Origin of the sequence: Chryseobacterium jejuense (assembly GCF_900100075.1) — a bacterium.
GTDB lineage: Bacteria > Bacteroidota > Bacteroidia > Flavobacteriales > Weeksellaceae > Chryseobacterium > Chryseobacterium jejuense.
The window spans coordinates 470,555-491,967 of record NZ_FNEG01000001.1 but is presented as its reverse complement, the minus strand read 5'-3'; the positions used below and the strand labels follow the sequence as shown (position 1 = coordinate 491,967).

At 35.0% G+C, this 21,413-nt stretch carries 22 protein-coding genes; 8 read left to right on the top strand and 14 right to left on the bottom strand.

The window, feature by feature from the left end:
- Positions 1 to 62: 62 nt before the first annotated feature.
- The 9 genes from BLS98_RS02150 to BLS98_RS02110 all read right to left on the bottom strand — a co-directional run bounded on the left by BLS98_RS02150 (position 63) and on the right by BLS98_RS02110 (position 9,631).
- A complete protein-coding gene (locus BLS98_RS02150) occupies positions 63 to 692 on the bottom strand; it encodes a peptide deformylase (RefSeq protein WP_089733137.1) in 630 nt (209 codons plus the stop codon).
- Positions 693 to 978: 286 nt separating this feature from the next.
- Positions 979 to 1,851 carry a ChaN family lipoprotein gene (locus BLS98_RS02145; protein WP_089733136.1) on the bottom strand — a complete coding sequence of 291 codons (873 nt, stop codon included), beginning with the start codon at positions 1,849 to 1,851 and terminating at the stop codon, positions 979 to 981.
- Positions 1,852 to 1,989: 138 nt separating this feature from the next.
- Complete coding sequence (locus BLS98_RS02140; RefSeq protein WP_089733133.1) at positions 1,990 to 3,018, bottom strand: hemin-degrading factor; 1,029 nt, start codon at positions 3,016 to 3,018, stop codon at positions 1,990 to 1,992.
- A 4-nt stretch (positions 3,019 to 3,022) separates the two neighbouring features.
- Entirely contained in the window at positions 3,023 to 3,673 is a 651-nt protein-coding gene (locus BLS98_RS02135; RefSeq protein ID WP_089733131.1) for a class I SAM-dependent methyltransferase, read from the bottom strand.
- A gap of 2 nt (positions 3,674 to 3,675) precedes the next feature.
- Positions 3,676 to 4,449 carry a heme ABC transporter ATP-binding protein gene (locus BLS98_RS02130; RefSeq protein ID WP_089733129.1) on the bottom strand — a complete coding sequence of 258 codons (774 nt, stop codon included), beginning with the start codon at positions 4,447 to 4,449 and terminating at the stop codon, positions 3,676 to 3,678.
- A complete protein-coding gene (locus BLS98_RS02125; protein WP_089733126.1) occupies positions 4,449 to 5,489 on the bottom strand; it encodes a FecCD family ABC transporter permease in 1,041 nt (346 codons plus the stop codon). The genes BLS98_RS02130 and BLS98_RS02125 overlap by 1 nt, the downstream gene beginning before the upstream one ends.
- Positions 5,473 to 6,351 carry a heme/hemin ABC transporter substrate-binding protein gene (locus BLS98_RS02120; RefSeq protein ID WP_089733125.1) on the bottom strand — a complete coding sequence of 293 codons (879 nt, stop codon included), beginning with the start codon at positions 6,349 to 6,351 and terminating at the stop codon, positions 5,473 to 5,475. Before BLS98_RS02120 ends, BLS98_RS02125 begins: the two co-directional genes overlap by 17 nt.
- A gap of 44 nt (positions 6,352 to 6,395) precedes the next feature.
- On the bottom strand, positions 6,396 to 7,514 hold the full coding sequence (locus BLS98_RS02115; RefSeq protein ID WP_167356155.1) for an HmuY family protein: 1,119 nt from the start codon (positions 7,512 to 7,514) through the stop codon (positions 6,396 to 6,398).
- A gap of 11 nt (positions 7,515 to 7,525) precedes the next feature.
- Positions 7,526 to 9,631 (bottom strand): TonB-dependent receptor plug domain-containing protein, encoded by a 2,106-nt coding sequence (locus BLS98_RS02110; protein ID WP_089733121.1) that lies wholly within the window; start codon positions 9,629 to 9,631, stop codon positions 7,526 to 7,528.
- A gap of 95 nt (positions 9,632 to 9,726) precedes the next feature.
- On the opposite strand from BLS98_RS02110, the gene BLS98_RS02105 reads away from it, so the two are divergent.
- Both BLS98_RS02105 and BLS98_RS02100 read left to right on the top strand, forming a co-directional pair.
- Positions 9,727 to 10,536, top strand: coding sequence for a T9SS-dependent choice-of-anchor J family protein (locus BLS98_RS02105; RefSeq protein ID WP_089733119.1), 810 nt, complete (start codon positions 9,727 to 9,729; stop codon positions 10,534 to 10,536).
- A 172-nt stretch (positions 10,537 to 10,708) separates the two neighbouring features.
- Positions 10,709 to 12,001, top strand: coding sequence for a T9SS type A sorting domain-containing protein (locus BLS98_RS02100; protein WP_089733117.1), 1,293 nt, complete (start codon positions 10,709 to 10,711; stop codon positions 11,999 to 12,001).
- Positions 12,002 to 12,077: 76 nt separating this feature from the next.
- Here BLS98_RS02100 and BLS98_RS02095 read toward each other — a convergent pair whose 3' ends face one another.
- The 3 genes from BLS98_RS02095 to BLS98_RS02085 form a co-directional block, all read right to left on the bottom strand.
- The gene (locus BLS98_RS02095; protein WP_089733115.1) at positions 12,078 to 12,368 is read right to left on the bottom strand and encodes a putative quinol monooxygenase; all 291 of its coding nucleotides are present in this window, start codon (positions 12,366 to 12,368) and stop codon (positions 12,078 to 12,080) included.
- 88 nt (positions 12,369 to 12,456) lie between these two features.
- Positions 12,457 to 13,344: a sulfite exporter TauE/SafE family protein gene (locus tag BLS98_RS02090; protein ID WP_089733113.1), complete on the bottom strand. Its 888-nt coding sequence runs from the start codon at positions 13,342 to 13,344 to the stop codon at positions 12,457 to 12,459.
- Between the two features lie 192 nt (positions 13,345 to 13,536).
- A complete protein-coding gene (locus BLS98_RS02085; protein WP_045502189.1) occupies positions 13,537 to 13,944 on the bottom strand; it encodes an RrF2 family transcriptional regulator in 408 nt (135 codons plus the stop codon).
- Positions 13,945 to 14,084: 140 nt separating this feature from the next.
- On the opposite strand from BLS98_RS02085, the gene BLS98_RS02080 reads away from it, so the two are divergent.
- The 6 genes from BLS98_RS02080 (at position 14,085) to BLS98_RS02055 (ending at position 18,949) form a co-directional block, all read left to right on the top strand.
- Complete coding sequence (locus BLS98_RS02080) at positions 14,085 to 14,513, top strand: DUF4268 domain-containing protein (RefSeq protein WP_089733110.1); 429 nt, start codon at positions 14,085 to 14,087, stop codon at positions 14,511 to 14,513.
- Positions 14,514 to 14,621: 108 nt separating this feature from the next.
- Positions 14,622 to 15,260, top strand: a complete 639-nt coding sequence (locus BLS98_RS02075) for a hypothetical protein (protein ID WP_089733108.1) — start codon at positions 14,622 to 14,624, stop codon at positions 15,258 to 15,260.
- 47 nt (positions 15,261 to 15,307) lie between these two features.
- On the top strand, positions 15,308 to 16,129 hold the full coding sequence (locus BLS98_RS02070; protein ID WP_089733107.1) for a DUF2314 domain-containing protein: 822 nt from the start codon (positions 15,308 to 15,310) through the stop codon (positions 16,127 to 16,129).
- 252 nt (positions 16,130 to 16,381) lie between these two features.
- Positions 16,382 to 17,140: a T9SS type A sorting domain-containing protein gene (locus tag BLS98_RS02065; protein ID WP_089733105.1), complete on the top strand. Its 759-nt coding sequence runs from the start codon at positions 16,382 to 16,384 to the stop codon at positions 17,138 to 17,140.
- 266 nt (positions 17,141 to 17,406) lie between these two features.
- Positions 17,407 to 18,651 carry a serine hydrolase domain-containing protein gene (locus BLS98_RS02060; protein WP_089733103.1) on the top strand — a complete coding sequence of 415 codons (1,245 nt, stop codon included), beginning with the start codon at positions 17,407 to 17,409 and terminating at the stop codon, positions 18,649 to 18,651.
- Between the two features lies 1 nt (position 18,652).
- A complete protein-coding gene (locus BLS98_RS02055) occupies positions 18,653 to 18,949 on the top strand; it encodes a hypothetical protein (RefSeq protein ID WP_089733101.1) in 297 nt (98 codons plus the stop codon).
- 41 nt (positions 18,950 to 18,990) lie between these two features.
- Here the strand turns inward: BLS98_RS02055 and gldG are convergent, their stop codons facing one another.
- Positions 18,991 to 20,661: a gliding motility-associated ABC transporter substrate-binding protein GldG gene (gene gldG, locus BLS98_RS02050; RefSeq protein WP_089733099.1), complete on the bottom strand. Its 1,671-nt coding sequence runs from the start codon at positions 20,659 to 20,661 to the stop codon at positions 18,991 to 18,993.
- 3 nt (positions 20,662 to 20,664) lie between these two features.
- Positions 20,665 to 21,393: an ABC transporter permease subunit gene (locus tag BLS98_RS02045; RefSeq protein ID WP_089733097.1), complete on the bottom strand. Its 729-nt coding sequence runs from the start codon at positions 21,391 to 21,393 to the stop codon at positions 20,665 to 20,667.
- Positions 21,394 to 21,413: the final 20 nt, after the last annotated feature.

Sequence of the window (21,413 nt, the reverse complement as noted above, 5' to 3'; positions counted from 1 at the left end):
AATCGATTTGATGAAGTAATCTTTTTAGCTGGCGCTTCATTACTCATTACTCATATTAAGTTTTATCTCTTATTCAGATTACTTTTCTGGTAGGCATCTACCTTTTGGTAAGAATCATTTTTCTCTTTTTCTTTTTTATCAGATATTAAAATTCCGAAAAGGTGGTCAATTTCATGTTGGAAGATCACCGCTGTGAAACCTTCTATTATTTCAGAGTATTTCTGGCCTTTTAAATCCACATATTCCAGTTGAATGACTTTGCTTCTGTAAAACTGATCTCTGAAATCAGGAATTGATAAATCACCTTCAGGACCTAGATTCTGCAAATCAGATCTCCATACAATCACAGGATTGATAAAATATTCTAAAGGAGTTCCTTCTTTGTCAAAGCGTTGCACCCAAATCACTTTTCGGTTAATTCCTACCTGCGGAGCGGCAATACCTACTCCACCATCGGTTGAAAGAAGAGATTCTTTCATTCTTTTTACGAGAACAGCCGTACTTTGATCAGTTGGATTGATTTCTGAAGAAATACTCAGCAAAGTTTTATGTTGATGATCATTGGTAGTCTGATAGATGGGTAAGGCAGTATCTGCATTCCCTCCATTGATAATAGACAGTTCATCAGAAGTCAGTTTTTGGGCATTTAATACCGCTACAAAAAGTATAAATAGAATGGATATTTTTCTCATATCAATTGGATGTAGAGCAAAGGTAGAGATTGTTAGATAAAAATGGGTAATGGTGTTGGAATTTTAAGGTAAGAAACTGGAGGTTACTGTTAGCCGTTAATTCTCTATTGGTGTTATCATTATTAGGTTTCGGCTAAAGCCATTGGAATTTTGATATAAAGAAAGAACGGGCTAAAGCCCGTTCCTATTGAATTTGATATCTGTATGTTGATTAATCCTGTAAATAGAATTATTATTTTTTACAATTAAAAATCTGCGAAACCTGTGTGATCTGCGAGATATTTAATTAAAAAGTCTTCGTCATATCACCGGGAATAACAAGGTTGAACTCCGTTGGGATATAATCTTTTGAAGGAACTTTCAGTTCAGGATCTTCTGATTCAAAAACAGAAATTACAGCCATTTTTAAATTTGGATTTTTCTGTTTGATATACCAATAAGTTCCGCCAAATTCTTTGCTGTGATAATTACCGTTATAATGAATAAAGGTTTTCCCTGCCTGGATGTTTTTTAGGATAGATTCAGCCATGGTAGCATCTTTTGTAGCCTGTGCTGAGATAAAATTCATTACTTTAGTACCTTCTGCATGATCACCCATCATGGCTTTCATTTCGGTATATCCTGGTGTGTCTAAAGTTACTTTAATGGGCAATTGAGCGATATATGTTTTCTCTTTATCGCTTAATTTATTCAGAGATTCCAAGCCTTCTTTTGCCGTTTGTGAGGCATATCTTCTTGGAATATTCGTTGCGATGAAGTTCAGTTTTTTATTTTTAGCAAGATCTACCAATGGTTTGTAATCTGTAGCGTAATTATTCCATAGACGGGCGGAGTCTTTCAATGCTTTCGCATCAAATTTTCCGCTTAAATATTGATTCAGCTGAGCCTGATTATCTCTTTCAAACATTTCAGCACCCAGAATAAGCTGTCCGTTTTTCTTTTCATACAAAGCTTCTGTTATTTTAAGCTGAAGCCAGTGATTGATGGAACTGTTATGATTTTCACCAAAGAAAACTACATCATAATCTGCCAATTCCTTAACCAATTTATCTGTTTTTATCTCTTTACCCTTTTGGTCGTAAAACTGATATGCTTTAAAGTTCTGTGCATTGAGTGAACAGAAACCCGTCAGCAAAATTGCTATCAAAATATTCTTCATTGTTTATCTTTTCTATTTTAATTTAACCATAAATTACGTAATATTTTGGGGCTTTTTACAATGCTTTCCAAAATATAAAAGAAAAAGACCGCTTTGAATGTTACAAACAAAACGGCCCCCTTAAAATCATCTAATTATTTATTGTTCAAGAGTTGCTACAAGATCTTTCCATTCCTGAAGTTCAGGAATTCCTGGTTTTCTTTTTCCAAAGAACTGAGCAATGAAATCTCCTTCTTTATTGAATACTTCGATAGCCGTAACTTCTCCGTCTTCAGTTGGTTTTTTCACGATCCATGCTTCTGCAATTTTCGTTACATCTAAATGCAGGTTGAAATCAGGATCCATTACATTGAACCATTGCTGGTGCCAAAGAGTTTTTTTCACGTTTCCGGTATGAATCTGGATAATACCTCTGTTTCCAACAAAGACCATGATTGGAGTACCCTTTTCAGAAGCTTCTTCAAGGATATTGACTACTTTTGAGTTATCAATCTTTTGAGTAAATCCTTCCGGAGCCAATCTTAAAGCCTGTGTTCTGCTTACCCCGAATTTTCTGGTCATCATGAAGAAATCGTGAGTATCTTTTAATTCTGTCCATGCTTTTTTGAACCCTTCAACATCTATTTCCGCATCTGGCTTCTCTGCCTGTTTTGGAGCTACTGCTTCAAAGGTGAAAGCCTGATTCTGATCTTCTGCTTTAAATTGTTCAGTGATAGCATCAAAAGCAGCTTCATCACTGTTTTTAGTCAAATAGATTTTATGCAATGCCAATCCGTCTTTTCCGAAGAACTGAAGACTTTTCTTATCTCCTTCTACTACTGCAAATGCAAATTTCCAGTGATTAAGGAAAATTCTAAGATCAATATCTTCTCCTACGAAAAGCTGTGCATGTGGACTGCTGAAGTCTCCGTTCTGGTAAATTCCTTTTCTTTCATGAACACATTCATCATTACGGGTAAGTGCCATTACTTTTCCTAATTTTTCTGCTTCCGTAAGAATTCCCGGAAAATCAGGGTTCAACACTGTTACACCTTCTCCTATGCTTGTTACTAATAATTCAGCTTCACTTACCTCAAATTGTGCTGCAGCATTTCTTATTCTCACATGTGGATTTTCTGCTTTCAGAGCTTCCCACTTTGCCTTTAAATCATTAACTATCGTGCTCATTATTTTATTTTTTTATTGTTAAAATTGTATACGTTCTTTGTATTGTTTCGTTTCCTGTTTTGCTTTTTATTTCTTCTTCTTTTTCAGAAGTTTTCATTCTCTTAAAATGACTTTTAGATACGAGCTCTTCCATTTCATCATTATTATAGAGGGTAAAATCATAAGCTGTAAACGGAAGTTTTTCCATAAAATCTCTTTGTCCGAAAGTGAGAACAAACGTTCCGTCATCTTTCAAAACTCTATACACCTCATTTAAAAAATCTACAGGTTCTTCCCAGAAATAGACGGTATTCACTGTAAATATTTTATCAAAAGTCTCATCATGAAAAGGAAGTTTTTTTCCCTCATACAGTACAAATTCCGCTTTATTTTCGAATTCTTTATTCAATTTTTTAGCTTCATTATGCATGGTTTCAGAGATATCAATTCCTGTATATTTCAGACCTTGAGCCAAGCTTAAAATATTCTTCAGATGGCCAGCATTTCCGTGGCCTATTTCAAGAATTTCCTGGTCGTCTTCTATCAAAAGGGTTCTGATACTCTCAGATGTCATACCAATATTAGTGGCATTCATCATTTCACCAATCTCTATACCTTTTTCTCCCTGGGGATTGGCTAGATTCTGTGCGAGGATTTTTAGTTCTTCTTTTTCCATGGTTATCCAAAAATGATCATTGGGTTATTGGTAATAGGATGTTCGCAAATGGTACATGGGAAGTTATAAGCATTACTGATATTCTCTGCTGTAAAAACTTCCTGTGGAGTTCCATAAGCGGAAACCTGTCCTGATTTCATTAATAAAATTTTATCCGCAAACTGAGCGGCAAGGTTCAGATCATGGAGAACAACAATAGCACTGTTTGCTTTCTTAGTGAAGTTTTTGATAATTTCCAGTGCTTTGTATTGATGTTTTATATCCAGATTATTCAGAGGTTCATCCAGAAAAGCCAATTTATGGGCAATATCATTTTCCAGTTGTGCCATTACTCTTGAAAGGTGTACACGCTGTTTTTCTCCTCCTGAAAGAGAGTTATATTCTCTTTCTTTGAGATGAAAAATATCTGTTTCGTACATCTTATTGTTCATTGCTTCAAGATCTTCTTTTCCCGGTTGGGCATCAAAATATGGATATCTGCCCATCATCACAACGTCTTTTACTTCAAGAGGAATATCGTTGCTGTTATGTTGTGAAAACTTTGCTTTATGCATTGAAAGTTCTTTTACACTCCAGTCTTCAATGTGTTTATCTTTAAATAAGACTTTTTTCTTTTCAGATTTCACTTCATGAGCCAAAACACTTAAAAGGCTTGACTTCCCTGCTCCGTTAGGGCCAACAATTGCTAAAAATTCTCCATATTCCAATGAAACATCTACTCCATCAAGAATTCGGAATTCTTTATGCTTGTAATTAATTTGATGTGCCTTGATCATTACAGTGATTTTTTAAATTTAACCAATATAGCGATAAAAATAGGTCCTCCCATTAAGGCGGTCAGAATTCCGATTGGCAGTTCTGAAGGCTCTACAATACTTCTGCTGAATGTGTCTGCTGTAAGAAGTAAAATACTTCCAAACACGGCTGACAAAGGCAGAATAAAGGTATAATTTGATTTGAATAACAGTCTTAAAATATAAGGTACAATAAGACCTACAAAACCAATTGTTCCTGAAAATGCAACACAGCTTCCCACCATTAATGCTACAATGATAATGATCTGCTTCTTCAGCCTTTCTACATTAATTCCTAAATGCTGAGCATCTTTTTCTCCCAACATCATTGCATTCAAAGCTTTTCCTTTAGGCAGTAAAATAATATAAGCTCCAATCATTACAATGGCCAGAATAATATTCTTTGTCCATGTTGCTGCTGCTAAACTTCCCAAATTCCAAAATGTAAGATCTCTAAGCTGCTCATCTTTTGATATGTATATTAAAAAACCTGTAATGGAAAAACCAATGGCCGTAATGGCAACTCCTGTCAACAACATCATCACCACATTGGTCTTTCCACCACTTGTAGAAATTCTGTACACCAGCATCATTGATAAAAAAGATCCTATGAATGCAGATATTCCCACCAGTGAAAATTGTACGGCTTCAGGCAGGTATTCTTTAAAATGTCCTCCTAAAACAATCGCAATAGCGGCCAATAGTGTTGCACCTGACGTAAGACCTATTAAATCTCCTGTTGCCAGAGGATTCTTAAAAAGCCCTTGTAAGCTTGTTCCTGAAACAGACAACATACTTCCAATTAAAATAGCCATGATGATTCTGGCTGCTCTTACATCCCAAACTACATATTTATCACTTAATGATAACCCGGAATCACCCTGTATTACTTTTGCTAAAACTTTAAATGCAGATTTACCACCAAAGTCGTAAACCCCTGTATTAATAGACCATACTGCTATGCTAACAAGCAGTATAGTACTTATTGTCATGTAAAAGTATAGTTTACTTTGTGTTTTCAATTAAAAGTTTGTTTAATCCAACTGCTGCTTCTCCTAGTCTAGGTCCAAAACCTGAAACTAACCCTCCATCCATTGCGATGATCTTCTTATTTTTCCCGGCATTAGTCTGGGAAACTCCCGGCATCTTTAATGCTCCTTCGTTTCCACCTGCTCCCTGTAGTCCTGTTTCAAAGAAGAACAATACATCAGGATTAGCTTTTACAACCGCTTCCGGAGTTAATGGTTTGAAATCTTCAAATTCATTAACTGCATTTTCTCCACCTGCAAGATTAATTAAAGCAGCCATAGGCGTATTTTTACCTGCTACCATCAGCATATTTCCTCTTGCATAAATGAATAATACTTTTGGTTTTTTAGTGATTGGCTGAATCTGCTTCAGATCAGCATCAATTTTATCATTCAATTTCTGATAATCTGTATTTCCGATTGCTTTGGCTACATCTTCAATCAGTTTTTTAGTGCCTTCAACGGTATATTCCTGTTTGAAAATGTCAACTTTAATTCCGGATGATTTGATCTTCCCTAATAATTCAGGATTGATGTCTTTGTCCGAAGCTAAAACCAAAGTAGGATTTACTGCCATAATTGGTTCAATCGTGATTGATCTTACATGTCCAAGATTTTCAGCAGTAGCTTTTAAACTTGCCGGATATGTACTGGTAACATCTGTTCCTACAATTTCTTTTTCATGACCTAAAGCACTTACAATTTCTGTAATTCCGCCGCTTAGGGTTACGATTTTATTATTGCTTTTTGGAGCTTCAGAAGAAGCTTCCGTTGTATTTTCTTTTTTTGCGCCTTCTTCTTTTTTGCATGAGTACACTGCTACAAGAACAGAAGCTGCAAGGATAAATTTCTTCATGATATATATTTATTTTCTAAATTCTGATATGATTATCTGACTTTTTATAAGGGATCAAATTCAAAATTAGTAAAGCCACGTTCACCTGTTTTGCTATTTTTCATCGTGTTGAATCTTAGCTTAAAATAGAATCCTTCAGCATCTTTCAATACAAAGAAACGATCTGAGTATACAAAAGGAACCGGATTTGCAGCTGTTCCGGTAGTGGTTCTCCATTTGTCTCCAATGGCTCTGTGGTCATTAAAAACAAATTTAGAAGCATCTATATCTTTTAGTTTAAATGCACTGTACGCCTCATCCAAGCTTCCAGTTACATTTACCTGATAAGCACCTACTCCATTAAGGGTATTGGTTGCAATAAAGTCTGCATAGAAATAACTTCCCGCACTGTTTCCAGGCCCCATAAACACTTCATTGGTAAATGTGGTAAATACCAGATCCCAGTTTTTCTTTTTAGGCTGAATTTTTACAGGAGAACCTGTTTTAAGATTGAAGAATGTAAAATTATATTCTGGATCTTTCGTAATAATGTATTCTTTAATGTTTCCACTTTCTGCATTCAGATCGGCATAAAGAATTTTGTAGCCGTTTGGAGCTCTTACAATCTGGATTTTCTTCCAGCCTCTCTCATCTCCGGATAATGCAACAGATCCAGGTGCTATACTCCCCACTGCTGGTATTTCTCTACCCATATTAATCAGATAGATCGGATTATCGGCATCATTTTCCTTGATGGTCTCAATACCTGAAGTCTGCGTCAGGAAATTACCATTCGGATTATCAATGTATTTCAGATTTTCAGCATCAAAAGTTCCTACCTGAGCAATTTCTTTTAAACTGGCAACATTAACCTCCTTTACTTTATTAAGATCTATAGCATTAGGAATCTTTATCACCGTCATTGCCAAAGAACCATTTATAATTACTCTGAAATCATCTCCGGAATAAAACCCAAGATCCCAATCTGTTCTTTTATTGATACTTGGTTTATCATGATCACTTAAATCAATCCAAACCTGATTAGGTTCTGTAGCTCCACCAACTGCTACATTTACTTCAGATCCCGTCATAGGACGAACCGCCACAGGATCCTCATCAGCAGAAAGACATGACTGTGTAGCAGCCATAATGGAAAGGAGAGATAATATCTTTAAATACTTCATAATAGTGTTATTTAAAATTGAAACATTAGTCTTGCAAAATAGCTTCTGCCATAGTATAAATTTACGGTTGCGGAACCTGCAGTATGAGATGAACCTGCTACAGCTGTAGATTTTACATTGGTAACATCAAAAATATTTTTAACCCCTGCGGAAATCTCAAAATGGTTATTCCAGAAAGGCTGGCTTACAATAAAATCCATCATATGGAATGCATCTGTTATACCCAGTCGAACACCCCCCGCCGGATCTGCAACATAAAGTCTATCTTCTCCTGTATATTTATAATAAAGTGAAAAATTGGTATCAGTATTTTTTAGTTTATAGGTTGCAGAAGCTCCTGCCTGCATAATATATTGAAAGTCATCGGCATCAGCATTCTTTACCTCATTTATCGAAATGGATCTCGCATTTACTGATCCTCTTATGGAAAAAGCAAACTGATCTTTTCTGAAATCTACATTGGCTGATAGCAACATATTCTTATACCTATTGATATTCATGTATTTATAAGTAGAAGGTTCTTTGATGATCATCATATCAATTCTGTCACGTACATCAAGATATAATGCATCTACGCTATAACCAATTCTCCAGTCATTAGTGGTTCTAAAGTTCTGATCCCAGAAGGCTCCTATTGAAAACCCGGTTTCTGGTTTTAAGTCTGGATTTCCTTGTATATCGTGGTTAAGATTCACGAAATAAGTATACAGTTCATCATACTTAGGAAAACGGTTTGCAGATCCTACGATCGCTCTAAGGTTTGAATTTTCAGAAGTTTTATATCTTGCTGAAAGGGAATAGTTATACTGATTTTCAAAGTTCTCACTTAAAGAAAGTCTTACCCCAGGTCTCACAGAAAAACGATCTGAGATATTCCATTCTGCGGAAAGGAAATTGGAATAGGTAAAGATTTTTCTTTTCACAGCCTCTCCAAAGAAATCTCCCGCAATCAGTGCTGCGAATCCGCTGGTATAATCCAATTCATAACCAACCTGGAAGTCAAAAACTTGACTATCAAGGAAATTACTGAACATTCCTCTTGAGTAAATTACATCTGTTTTATAATAAGATTTTTCTTCCTGCTGGCTCTTGATATTTCTGTTTGGAATATCATAATTGTAATCAAAATATTTTCTATCCTGATTTTGGTAGGAGAAGTCTCCCATATATCGAATATGTCCAAGGTTAGTCTGAATATTGAACTGATGAAGCCAACGATGTGTATTGTATTTTCTATCCCTGCTTTCATATTCTACTCCACCCAACCCATCATTCAATGGTCTTCTGCTAACCTCCGGATTATAGAAATTGAAGTTTTCTTTCAGGTAAGACATCTTATAAAAAAATGTTGTTCTATTCTTTGAATATCTTATCAATGCAGAAGATTCATATTGATCTTTTGGATTCCATTCATATCCTCTTTTACCATCCTGTCCAAAATATTTATACCCTTCACTGTTTCCTTCATACCCCATAAATTGGTTATGATTGAAGCTCACATTGGCAAACCATTCCTTATTAATATTGTAATCAATATTCAGATTCTGAATATGTCTTCCCTGTCCTTTTTTCTTAAGATCATAATTATCCCTTACAGTTTCTTCCTGAAGTGAACCTCTTACACTGACTTTCTTTGTATTGTTTTTCTTTGTAATGATATTGATTACCCCTGCAACAGCACCATTTCCATATTCCACTCCCATACTTCCCTTTACAATTTCAATACGCTCAATATTACTTAAAGTAATTTTTGTAAGGTCAATATTACTGCCCAGTCCTGTATCTCCTACCACCGGAATATTGTCTATCAGGATCTTTACATAATCTCCATCAAGTCCCATGATATTAGCTGTAGAATTTCCCGATTTAGAATCCGGAGTAACCTGAATGTTAAGACTTTGATTTAAAACATCGGCAACATTGGTAGCTGCCATATTTTTGATCTGCGTGGCATCTATGACATCCACTTTATAGATTGATTTATTGATAGATTGTTGTTTGTACTGTCCTGTAATAACAACTTCCTCGACTTTCTTTTGATTAAGAGAATCCTTTTCTTGTGCATTCATCCAAAAAGCAACGGATAATGACAGAACGGAAAGCACTTTCTTCTTCATAAGGGTAAAAATTTCGACAAATATAAAACTTTTATTTAGAATGATTAAAAATAATTATATACTTTTGTATAATAATTCTAAATAAATATTGAGCTATGAAATTAAAATTACTTTTAGGAACTCTGCTGCTTACAGCAATTACAGCAAAGGCTCAGGTCCCTACCATCCATGAAAACTTTGATAATTTCACGATAGGAAATACATCATTTCCACAGTTTGGTTGGTCTGCAATTGTTGCCCCAATGATTACTATTCCTGGGCCGCCACCAGTTTCTCCAAGAATGATTGTGGCAGGTACTACCAATAAATCTGTTCAATCTTATTCTGGAACAAACCCAACAGGTACATCTTATCTAATTACCCCACAAATACAGTCTCCAACAGGAGATAAAAACCTGGCATTCACTGCAACATTAGTAGCTTCATCACCTGGAACAAATACCATCCAGATAGGAACGGCATCTAATCCTGCAGATATGTCCACCTTTGTACCGGTAGGAAATCCTATTAATGTTACACAAGTTGGTGTTATTCAAAACATCAGTGTTAATATCCCTGCCTCTTCAGCTTCTTACCTTGTATTTAAGTTTACCCCAACCTCAATCCATACTGCTGTTCAGATTGATGATGTAGTGTATGATACCGTTTCTTCATTAGGAGTGAGCGATAAAACATTTTCAAAGGATAATATTAAGTTTGCTGTAAATGCAGATAACACTGCATTAGAATTCAGAGGTAAAGACCTTAAAAATATTCAGATTTATTCTTCTGCAGGACAGAAAGTAACGGAAGGAAAACTTAACGGACAAAAATTCAACATCAATACCCTTCAGACAGGTATTTATTATATTACAATGGAAAGCATTGATGGAAAAATTATCCAATCAAAATTCATTAAAAAATAAGGTGTATTAGACTATTATCTGCCTTTATAAAGCCGAGAGGAACCTTCCTTTCGGTTTTTTTGTTTCTAATAAAGAGTAAAACACGATAAAAATCATGTTTTTATTTAGAATGATTAAAAATAATTATATACTTTTGTTGAATCATTCTAAATAAGTATTTTAAAAATAAATTATGAGAACAAAACTATTATTGGCTTCGATGCTTGCCCTTACTGTTCAACAGACCGTTTTGGCACAGACAGATGCGTTAGGATATACCCAAGCAAATATGACATTGGGAAGTGGATACCAGAATCGTTCATTCTTTAATTTTACTGATGGAAATATGGTGTCTCAGCCTGCAAATGCGTGGGATGTAGCATTCTATAGAGTTTCTCCTTACTCAACAGGAACAAGAATTAATGATGCTAAGAGTATTGAAGTATATACTGCTGCAACCAGCTTAACCGAATGGGATAATATCGATATCAACAATGAAGCTTCTTGGGGAGAACCACTTTATAACCCTGATCAAATTACAGATTGGAGTCAGGGAGCTTTTGAACAGGGACCTATTACAGCTCCTAATCCTAATATACCTTCTACAGGATGGGGAGTTTATAATACCTTAACTCATCATGTTCAGGGGAAAGCGATTTTTGTTTTAAAATATGCTTCAGGGATTTATATTAAGTTCGCGATTGAAGATGCATTTTCTGGATACACCTTCAAATACTCTAAGTGGAATGGTACATCGTGGAGTCCTACAGAAACAAAAACTATAGCTAACGGAACAGATGATGCTTTCTTTAACTATTTTTCATTTGATACCGGAGCAAAAGTTCCTAATATGGAGCCTTCAAGAAACGCGTGGGATTTAGTATTTACAAAATATTTCACGTTCTATAATGGAGTTCAGATGTATCCTGTTGCAGGGGCTATTCAAAGTCCTAGCCTTAAAGTAGCAATGGTAAACCCGGAAACTCAAGAGATAGCGAATGGAAATATCCCTGCAGCCAATAGTTTCTCATCTAATATCACATCCATTGGTCATTCATGGAAAAGCATTACAACATTAAAGAGTAATATTGTTTATTATGTGAAAAAAGATAGCGATTATTACAGAATGTATTTTACACAGAGTGATGGTTCCAGCACCGGAAACATGTTTTTCAAGTATAAAAAAATTACAGGATCATTGGGAATTACAGAAGTAAGTAAAAAAGCTTCTTTCGGAATTTACCCTAACCCTACAACAGCGGATAAAAAAATAACGGTTTTATTTGATGTTAAAGAAAAAGCAAGCAATAAAGGAAGTGTAGAAGTATATGACCTTACCGGAAAAAAAGTACACGCTGCTGAGCTAACCAATCAAACAGGATTTTACAAACAGGATCTGAACCTGTCTCACCTTACTTCAGGAAATTATATGGTAAAAATTACCTATGGTGGAACTTCAGAGACTAAAAAACTTATCGTGAAATAATATTTTACTCACAATACTTTCTATTTTTTCTAATAAAAAGGCGGCCTTCAGAATACTGAAGCCGCCTTTTATTTGTTTAGTATATTTTAAATCCCTTATAAACTTCCACTCCACTTTCCATAATTTTGGAAGCATCTTTACGGAAGTCCAACAGGTGATCCTGTCCGTTGTGTCTGTTATGATGGTCAACACTTTCCCAAAGCTCAATCAGGAAGAATGTTCCTTTATTGTCTTTGTCTTCAACAAGATCATACTGCAGGCAGCCTTCTTCTTTTCTTGTTTCCTTTACCAGGTTTTGAAAAAGCTCTACGGCCTCCATCAGATAGTTTTCATTAAACTTAAAAAGTGCAATGATATGTAAGTTCATATTCTAATATTTATTGATGTAAAAGTAGAATATTTTCAAAATCAAATTTATTTTTGACCCTTTTATTTTTGCACTTTCAAAGATATTTTTAACTGAATACTGATTTATAAATAGTTATAGAACTCATCACAATAACTAAAGTTCCAATTACTACAAACATTTTCTTCACCGGAAGCTTGGCCGTAAGCATAGCAGAGAAAGGAGCGGTAATAATTCCGCCAATTAAAAGCCCCAGAATAATATTCCAATGCTGAATTCCCAGCGTAAAGAAAAAAGTAACAGCCGCTGTAATGGTAAGGATAAATTTAGCAACAGTAGAACTTCCTACAGCAAATCTTGGAGTAAAAGCATTCTTAATCAGGGTTCCGGTTACCAAAGGTCCCCATCCGCCACCGGCAAAAGAATCTATAAATCCGCCAATCACACCAAGTCTTGTAAGATTGGTCTTTCTTTTAAGAGCTTTACTCTGTTTATCTTTAAAAGCATTGGAAAGGATCTGAATCCCAAGATATAAGGTATAAAAGGCAATTAGTGTTTTGGTAATCTTCGCATAATATTCTCCAAGATAAGTAAGGCTAACCGCCCCGATAATTGCTCCAATAACCGCCGGAACAGCTAATCTCTTCACCAGACTCTTACTTACATTCTTAAGCTTGATATGGCTTATACTTCCAGCAGCTGTGGTAAAACTTTCTGCAGAGTGAATGCTGGCACTTACAATATGAGGCGGAATATTCAGGAGCAACAATGTGGTGGTACAAATTACTCCATAGCCCATTCCCATTGATCCGGCTACAATTTCTGCAAAAACACCCACGAGAAGCATCCAATAAAAAATATAATGATCCTTCGCCAGAATCTGCTGCAGCTCATCAAAATACCCCAGTTCATAGAGGGAAAAAATGGCTACAGATACCAGAAGAATTGTAACAAACAATACATTGAGTCTTATCTGAATTTTTCTTGTTATCACCATAGCTCTAAAATTGTAAGTTTATTTTTCTCCGCATTCAAAGCTTTATTCAGCATTTCTCCTGCCCTCTTTGGGTTCATATTATCTGCATCTTCTTTTGGAATCATAATTTATTCTTTTGAAGTCATGCAAATATCCAATAAAAATATTATCCTACAAAATAAGTAGACTAACATTTCAAAAAAAAGGATCAGGTCAGTCGACCAGATCCATTAAAGTTTTCTTCTCAAGAATATTCAGTGAAGCATCCCGAACCTCTATCAATACATCATGTAATCCACAGTGATCTTCGTTGCAGTCTTCACATTTTTCATAAAAGTTAAGACTCACACACGGAAGCATGGCAATAGGGCCATTCACAAGACGAATAATTTTAGCTAGCTTCACATTTTCAGGGTTTTCCTTCAGGAAGTATCCCCCTCCTTTTCCTTTTTTACTGTCAAGGATCTCTGCTTTTTTCAGTTCAAGCAGGATATTTTCTAAAAACTTTAAGGGTATCTTTTTGTGTTCCGCAATTTCGGAAATAAGAACCGGCCCTTCATTTCTTTTTTCTACAAGATATGAAAGTGCCTTAAACGCATATTGAGATTTTTTTGATAGCATTACAGCAAAAATAAGAAAATTGTTTAATATGTTTAAGTTAAAAGACAAAATTGCAATAGCACTCATCAATGGCTTTATTTTTTAGCTTTTTGTTCCTTCATAGTTTTGCCTTTTTCCTATTAAATCGTTATGTTTGCGCTATGTTCAGTAAACAAGAAGCACAACAACTCAAAAAGGAATTTTGGACAGCTTTTGGGAAATCCTTTCCAAGAAAATGGATCCTGTATGACACAAAGGTCAAGGATATGGCATTTAAATTCTCTGCAGACAACAAAAAAGTAGAGGTTTCTCTTGAGATAGAAATGAAAGATGAGATTTTTCGTAATGCTTATTATGAAAAAATATGGTCTCTGGAAGATATTTTAAAAGATTTTATCGGAGATTTTCATAAAGACGAGCATTTTATACTGGATAATGGAAAGGTCATCAGTCGGATTTGGGTGGAAAAACACGGGGTTTCAATTTTCAATAGAAATACCTGGCAGGAAATTTTTGAATTCTTCGTTGAAAAAATGGATGGATTCGAGAGGTTTTATTACGAATATGAGGATTTTATAAAGGACATCTAAAATAATTACGAAATAAATACCGTTTTACACTTTAGGTTAAGATAAAAAAGAAAACTATCTTTGCTCTATACCACTTAAACTAATAGATGAAACTAAACATGATTAACAATGAGAAAAGTGTACAAAAACATTTTTGGAGAAGTCATCTCCAAAAGCAAAGCCACAAAGCTAGATGAATATCATCTTTATTATTACGAAAGTGATTCTGATATACTGAAAGAAATTGAATTCATCAACGAAGAAAGTATATACAACATCAACTATTTCTTACACGAAGGAGACAATGAGAATGAAGTTCTGGAATACCTGAAAGAAAAATCTGATTTTTTTGACATCGAAAAGAAGGAAATTGCCGAAGGATTCATTATTACTACCAATAAACTATATTCTCTGTCTGTAGACAATCTTCCCTTGATATCCAAAACTGTTTTCAAAACAGATGACCCTGAAAATTTTATATGTTCTCAGGTTATTGACAATGAAACTCAGGAACCACAGCTTGAAAGAACTGTAAAATGCTGGTATACTCTAGATAAAAACGGAGAAAAGTATGCCGCTATAGAATGCAGCTATGAAGAAGACGGAACGCTTGAATTGGCCGTTGATAAAACTTCAGATCCTGATAATGAACAAAACTGGGCTCACTATGATTATGAAACGTTTCATGAGCTTCAGGAAAAATTTCCGGCTGATATCAGTTATTACAAAACGGCAGCATTGCTTCCGAAAGAGGCCTATCAGAGCTAAACTAAATTTCAAAAATAGACCAAACAAACCACAACTTATTTTATTATATGGAAGACAATCCTATTTTTTGGGCAGATGGAAGTGACCCACAAATGGTAGAGGCATACAAAAAAGCACAGGAAACTTTTAAATATTTTTGGCGTGAACAATCCTGGGAATACAGAAGGATTATTCCGGGACTTAATGTTTCATGTGTAAAAGCAATGTTTTCAGAAGAAACGGAAACAGGAGAAACCAATGTTGAACACATGTGGATTAATGATATTGGTTTTGATGGTGACCGTGTAACCGGATATCTGATTAACGAACCCAATACTCTAAGAAATGTTCAGGTTGGGGATTTTATTGATATTCCTCTTGCTGAAATCAGTGACTGGCTTTTCGCTATCACTCCCAATGTGCAGAAGCCTAAAGGCCTTTCCAAACTATTCTCTTCATCAGCTGAACCGCTTCCGAAATCTTATGGTGGATTCACGATTCAAAAAATGCGTTCAGATATGTCTGCTTCGGAGAGAAAAGATCATGACAATGCCTGGCAGTTGGATTTCGGGGATTTCAATGATATTCTAGTTGTTAATCAACAGAAGGAAGAACCAGAAAACCTTATTGAGCATCCGATGAGCAGAAATATGAAAGATGATTTTGCCAAATTTTTACAGGAATATCCGGATGAAATCAAGCTAATTGATGACAATGGCCAAACTCTTCTTCATAGAGAAACCATTGCCGGAAATTTAACTACAATACAGGCAGCGCTGGAAGCAGGAGCTGATAAAAATATACAATCCAAAGCAGGAAAAACAGCATTGGATTATGCAAAACAACTGAATTGGAGCCATCTTATTCCGGTATTGGAAAATCATCAATAACCCAAGAAGTAAAAAACCAGAAGAATAAAAAATTAAAAGAGAAGTCTACAGCTTCTCTTTTCTGTTTCTTATTAAGACTACTCATCAATCATTCACATTCTTTTATCTTTATCTTATCCGCTTGGTCTAATAAATTCTAATTATTTTTACTATTTTTGTGAAACTAAAACCATGAAAAAAACGTTACCCCAATTTTCCCATTCTATAAAATTAAAAACATATTAATTTCAATATTTCATTAAATTTTTAACCATGAAAAAAATTTTATTTTCGATCGCTATGTTAGCGACAGGATTTGCTTTTGGGCAAATAAATTTGGTGCATACTTTTCCTGCTAATGAAGATGCGGCAGTATACATTAATGATAATCAGCTTTTATATTGCACACAGGTGATAGATCAGCCTACTATTAAAATCTACGGACAAAATTACACTTACATCAAGACCCTTAATATAACTATGCCTTCAGGGTATGAATGGATGCTTTTTCATCCAGATTTAGATTATCAGGTTTCTAAAAATATATTCAATACCAATGATAAGCTGGAATTTATAGTCTATTTTCACAAAAGCGGTACTCCTGATTCTAAACTAAAAATTATTGATGAAGATGGTGTTATTATTAAAGACTTCCCGGGAACCTACAGAGTTGAATACACTAAGATTTACCATGATCCCACAGATAACACCAACAAAATAAAGCTACTTAACGAGACTACTCAACAAACAGAAATTTATTCATTACCTACCACTACTCTTGCCAACAAAGAGATCATGACTGTAAAGAATAAATTAGCAGCTTTTCCCATTCCTGCAAAGACTACCTTAAAGATCAATAACCCTCAAAACAGCGCTAATAAAGTGGAAGTTTTTGATGCAACAGGAAAGTTAGTGATTAACCAGTCTTTTTCAAACTACGATGATGTTATCACTTTGAATGTACAAAACCTTACCAATGGTCTTTACATTTACAAAATTGGGGATTTGAGTTCTAAGTTTATCAAAGAATAAAATTAAAATACATCAATAAAAAAGAGAAACATTATAGTTTCTCTTTTTTTATCTGCTTTTTTATAAAATAACCGAAAACACAAAAGCTTTAAAACATTTAAGTAAAATATAAGTTTATCATACATGCTGTTGAATACTCCTGTTGATCTTGGGTATTTTTACTTAATTCTGACAATATGACTGAAAAAAAATCTTACCTTTTCTAAGTATTATTTAATTACCCTGTAACAAAACACAATGCTGAAATGTCATAGTATTAAAAGCGTATGAGAAAAATTTCGATCTTTTTTATAGTTCCTATGTTGTTGATTTCATGTCAGACCATGAAAAATACTCCATCTTCCGTTTCTCATAAGGTGAACGACTCTTTAGATACGGAAATCAACACGATATGTCAACAAGGGAGTTTTAATGGTTTTTCGGTTTCTATTGTTAATGACCAAACTACTCTTTATCAGAAGGGATTTGGGTTTTCAGATGCGGCAGCAGGGAAACCTTATACAGTGAAAACCATTCAGAATATTGCTTCTGTTTCAAAAACATTCGTTGGAATTGCTCTTTTGAAAGCTCAGGAATTAGGAAAACTTAACCTGGATGATCCCGTTCAAAAATATGTTCCCTTTAAAGTCGTGAATCCTCAATTTCCACAGGTTCCTATAACGATACGGCAGCTCGCCACTCATACTTCTTCTATTCTGGATAATGAATTTTATTTATCTAAAAACTATTTCCTAAAACCAAACCAAAATCTGAAGGGGATAAAACTCAATTTTGATGACGAACAAATATTCAATCCTTCTGATTCCACCATAACCATGGGCACTTTTTTAGAAAATGTCTTGTCTGAGCATGGAAAATGGAATACAAACAGTTTTTCTATCCATAAGCCAGGAGAGATCTATGAATATTCTAATGTGGGAACTGCCTTGGCTGCTTTTATTGTTGAACAGGCGACCGGTCAGGATTTTAGTGCATTCACCAAAGAGCATATTCTGAAACCTTTACAAATGAAAGATTCAGGATGGAAATTTGAAGAAGTTCAGTTTTCGAAATTCTCCAAACTCTACGAAAACCCTAAGACTGTTCTTCCTTTTTACCTTTCAGCTACTTATCCTGATGGTGGCTTTATCACCAATATTAATGATTTAAGTATATATTTAACGGAACTTATCAAAGGATATAACGGAAAAGGAACAATTCTGAGTCGGAAAAGCTATCAAGAATACTTCACTCCTCAACTTACTGCAGCTCACTTTACAGAAAGAAATACTCAAAATCCTTACAGTGAATCTTATAATGTAGGAATATTCATGGGTTTTGGTTATACAGGCTATATTGGACATACTGGCGGAGATCCGGGAGTCATGTCGATGATGTTTTTCGATCCTAAAAATAACCTTGGAAGAATCATGATTTTTAATACTAACTTTTCGGATAAGAAGGGGAATGATGCTTTTTATGGAATTTGGAATGTGCTGGAAAAATATCAACTCAAATTAAAAAATAAATAAAATGGGACTTCCAAAAAAGACTTCAAGAAATATTATAGTCGATGATATTGAATATAGCTGGCTAGCTTCAGGAAATGATGATATTATTAATTTGATTATTACATTAAAAGAAAATTCCGGGCAAAAATTATTTGCTCATTTCGATTATATGACTGCAACAGAAGATGGAAATATTTGGATGGAAATTACCCCTGAAGTGGTAAGAAAAGTTATTGAATATGGGATTTTGAAGGGTTGGAAGGGAGATGAAAGAGGAAAAAATGTAGACATTGGTATTATGAATGATAAAGTACTGTAACATTAAATAAAAAAGAGAAGCCTCACAGCTTCTCTTTTATGTTATCCAAATTTCTTCTTTCTCAGCCAGAAGAATAATCCTCCGATAAGGCCAATAATAGCTAATGGAAGTAATAAATTCAGCCATTGCCAATTGGTTTTTTCTTCTTCTATTCTGCGTCTGTCCAGAAGTCTTTCTTCGATGTTTCTGTTTCTTAATTCCATCAGATTGCTGTCATCCAATAGATAATCTAAAGCGTTTCTCAGGAATTGCTCATTTCCAAACTGCTCGTTCGTAAGCATATCTACTCCTAATGGAAGTGGTTTTCCTTTGACTACTTTATTTCGTCCTATATCTCCGTCTGCAATTACGATCATTTTATTTTCAGGACTTGCAGCTTTGAAGCCTGGATAAGATTTTCTCTCAATCCTTGAAGCATAGGCGGAGTTAAATTTTCCTTCTACTGCTACCGCAAAGATTTTCGGAGTACTTGGTTTCTCCATTTGTCCAAGGCTGTCTACCGTAGCAATTTCTTTCAGATCAACATAATTCGGCACCTGTTTCAACAATGTTCTTTCGCTAGATTCGAAAAGAACTTTTGTTTTAATATTCTTTCTTCCGCCCAATGTATCAATTGAAGTTGGAAATTCGAATTTTACAGGATTAATATTTCGGGTGATCGGATTATTATTTTCAGCAATTCCAAGAGGAAAATACGGCCAAGGCAAGCTTGTAAACTGAGGGTTCCCACTTACTTCTCCTGTTACCAGCTTCAGCAATGCAAATTTCTTCACATCCTTCACCAGTGCATTATTGATTCTTAATCCATAATTGAAGAAGAAATCTGTCATATTGATATCAACCGGGAAAGGCATTACCTTTTTAGATCTCGTCAGCGTATCCATTTCGGCATTTACCGCATCAATCATCCAAAGTGTTTTCCCGCCATTCATGATATATTGGTCAAGAATTACTTTCTCGTTATCAGTGAAGGCCTTTCTTGGTTTTGCAATGACTAAAGCGCTCATCTGCTTCAATAAAGGTACATCTTCAAGACTAAGTTCAACCTGATTTTTAGGAATAATTGGTCCTGCATCATAATTTTCCAATGCTAACTGCATGAACCCCTGGAATTCATCCGGACTTAATTCATCCTGATTAATCAAGACTCCTACTTTTTTCCTTTTATCAGTAGTAATATTCTTAATGTTTGAAACAAGGTTATATTCCAGTCCTTCAATGGATCTTGTAAGCTGCTGATCGGCATCTATACCTGTCTGCTGTACAATTAAAGGAAGAGAAACTCCCGTCTTGTCATATCTGATTACCGCATAAGGGTAAATTGTGATCTGAGTAAATTTTCCATCTTTGGAATCTGGCAGGAATGAAGCCTGCATTCCCATGGCTGCTAAGCTGTCTTCAGGAATTTTAGGTCTTAGCGGATCGATGAATTTGAAATCGATCTTTGGGTTAATCTTTCTGAATTCCTCCAGCATGAATTTCGTTTCTCCCTGAAGCTGTTTAAAGCTTGCCGGGAAATCCCCTTCAAGATAAACTTCCACCGTTAAAGGTTTTTTAACGGATTCCAATACTTTAATGGTACTCTCAGAAAGGGTATATCTTTTTTCTTTTGTTAAGTCGAGTCTTATTCCTGAATAGGTAAGAATAATAACCAAAGGGATAATTGCAATTAAGAAAATTCCCAACGGAGATTTAGCATTGATCTTCTTCATAATCTACTTCTTTTTGTTAATAAAATGATTAGACAATACTAATGACGCACTGATGACCAGAATAAAATAGGCAACATCTTTCAGATCTATAAGACCTCTTGTAAACCCAAGAAAATGTTGATAAAAACCAATATTCTGAAGGATGAAATCTGCACCTCCAAGAAGTTTATAGCTTGCCAGCTGTTCGATTCCAAAATACATAATAAAGCACATGAAAACACCCAACAGATAAGCCATGATCTGATTTTGTGATAATGAAGAGGCTAAAATTCCGATTCCTGAGAACGCTGCGATTAAAATAATCAGTCCAATATAACTTCCAAAGGTCATTCCAAGATCAATATTTCCTTCTGGAACTCCCAAAACATAGATCGTATAAAGGTAAATTAACGATGGAATCAGGCATAAAACCCCAACAATCCATACAGATAGAAATTTTCCTGTTACCAGTTCTGAGACTTTTAACGGCTGTGAAAATAGCCAGTTCAGTGTTCCTGCCTGTTGTTCTTCAGCAAAAGTTTTCATGGAAAGTGCCGGAATAATGAACATTAAAAGCCATGGAACCAACACAAAATAGCTCTGCAGCGAGGCTGCCCCGATCTCAAAAATATTTGAATCGTTATCGAAAAAGAACAAGAAAAGAGTTCCTATCAAACTGAAGGCGGCAATAATTACCCACGCACTCCAGTTTCCAAAGTAACTCCAAAGTTCTTTCTTTAAAATTGCAATCATAGTTTTTTAGTAAAATGTAA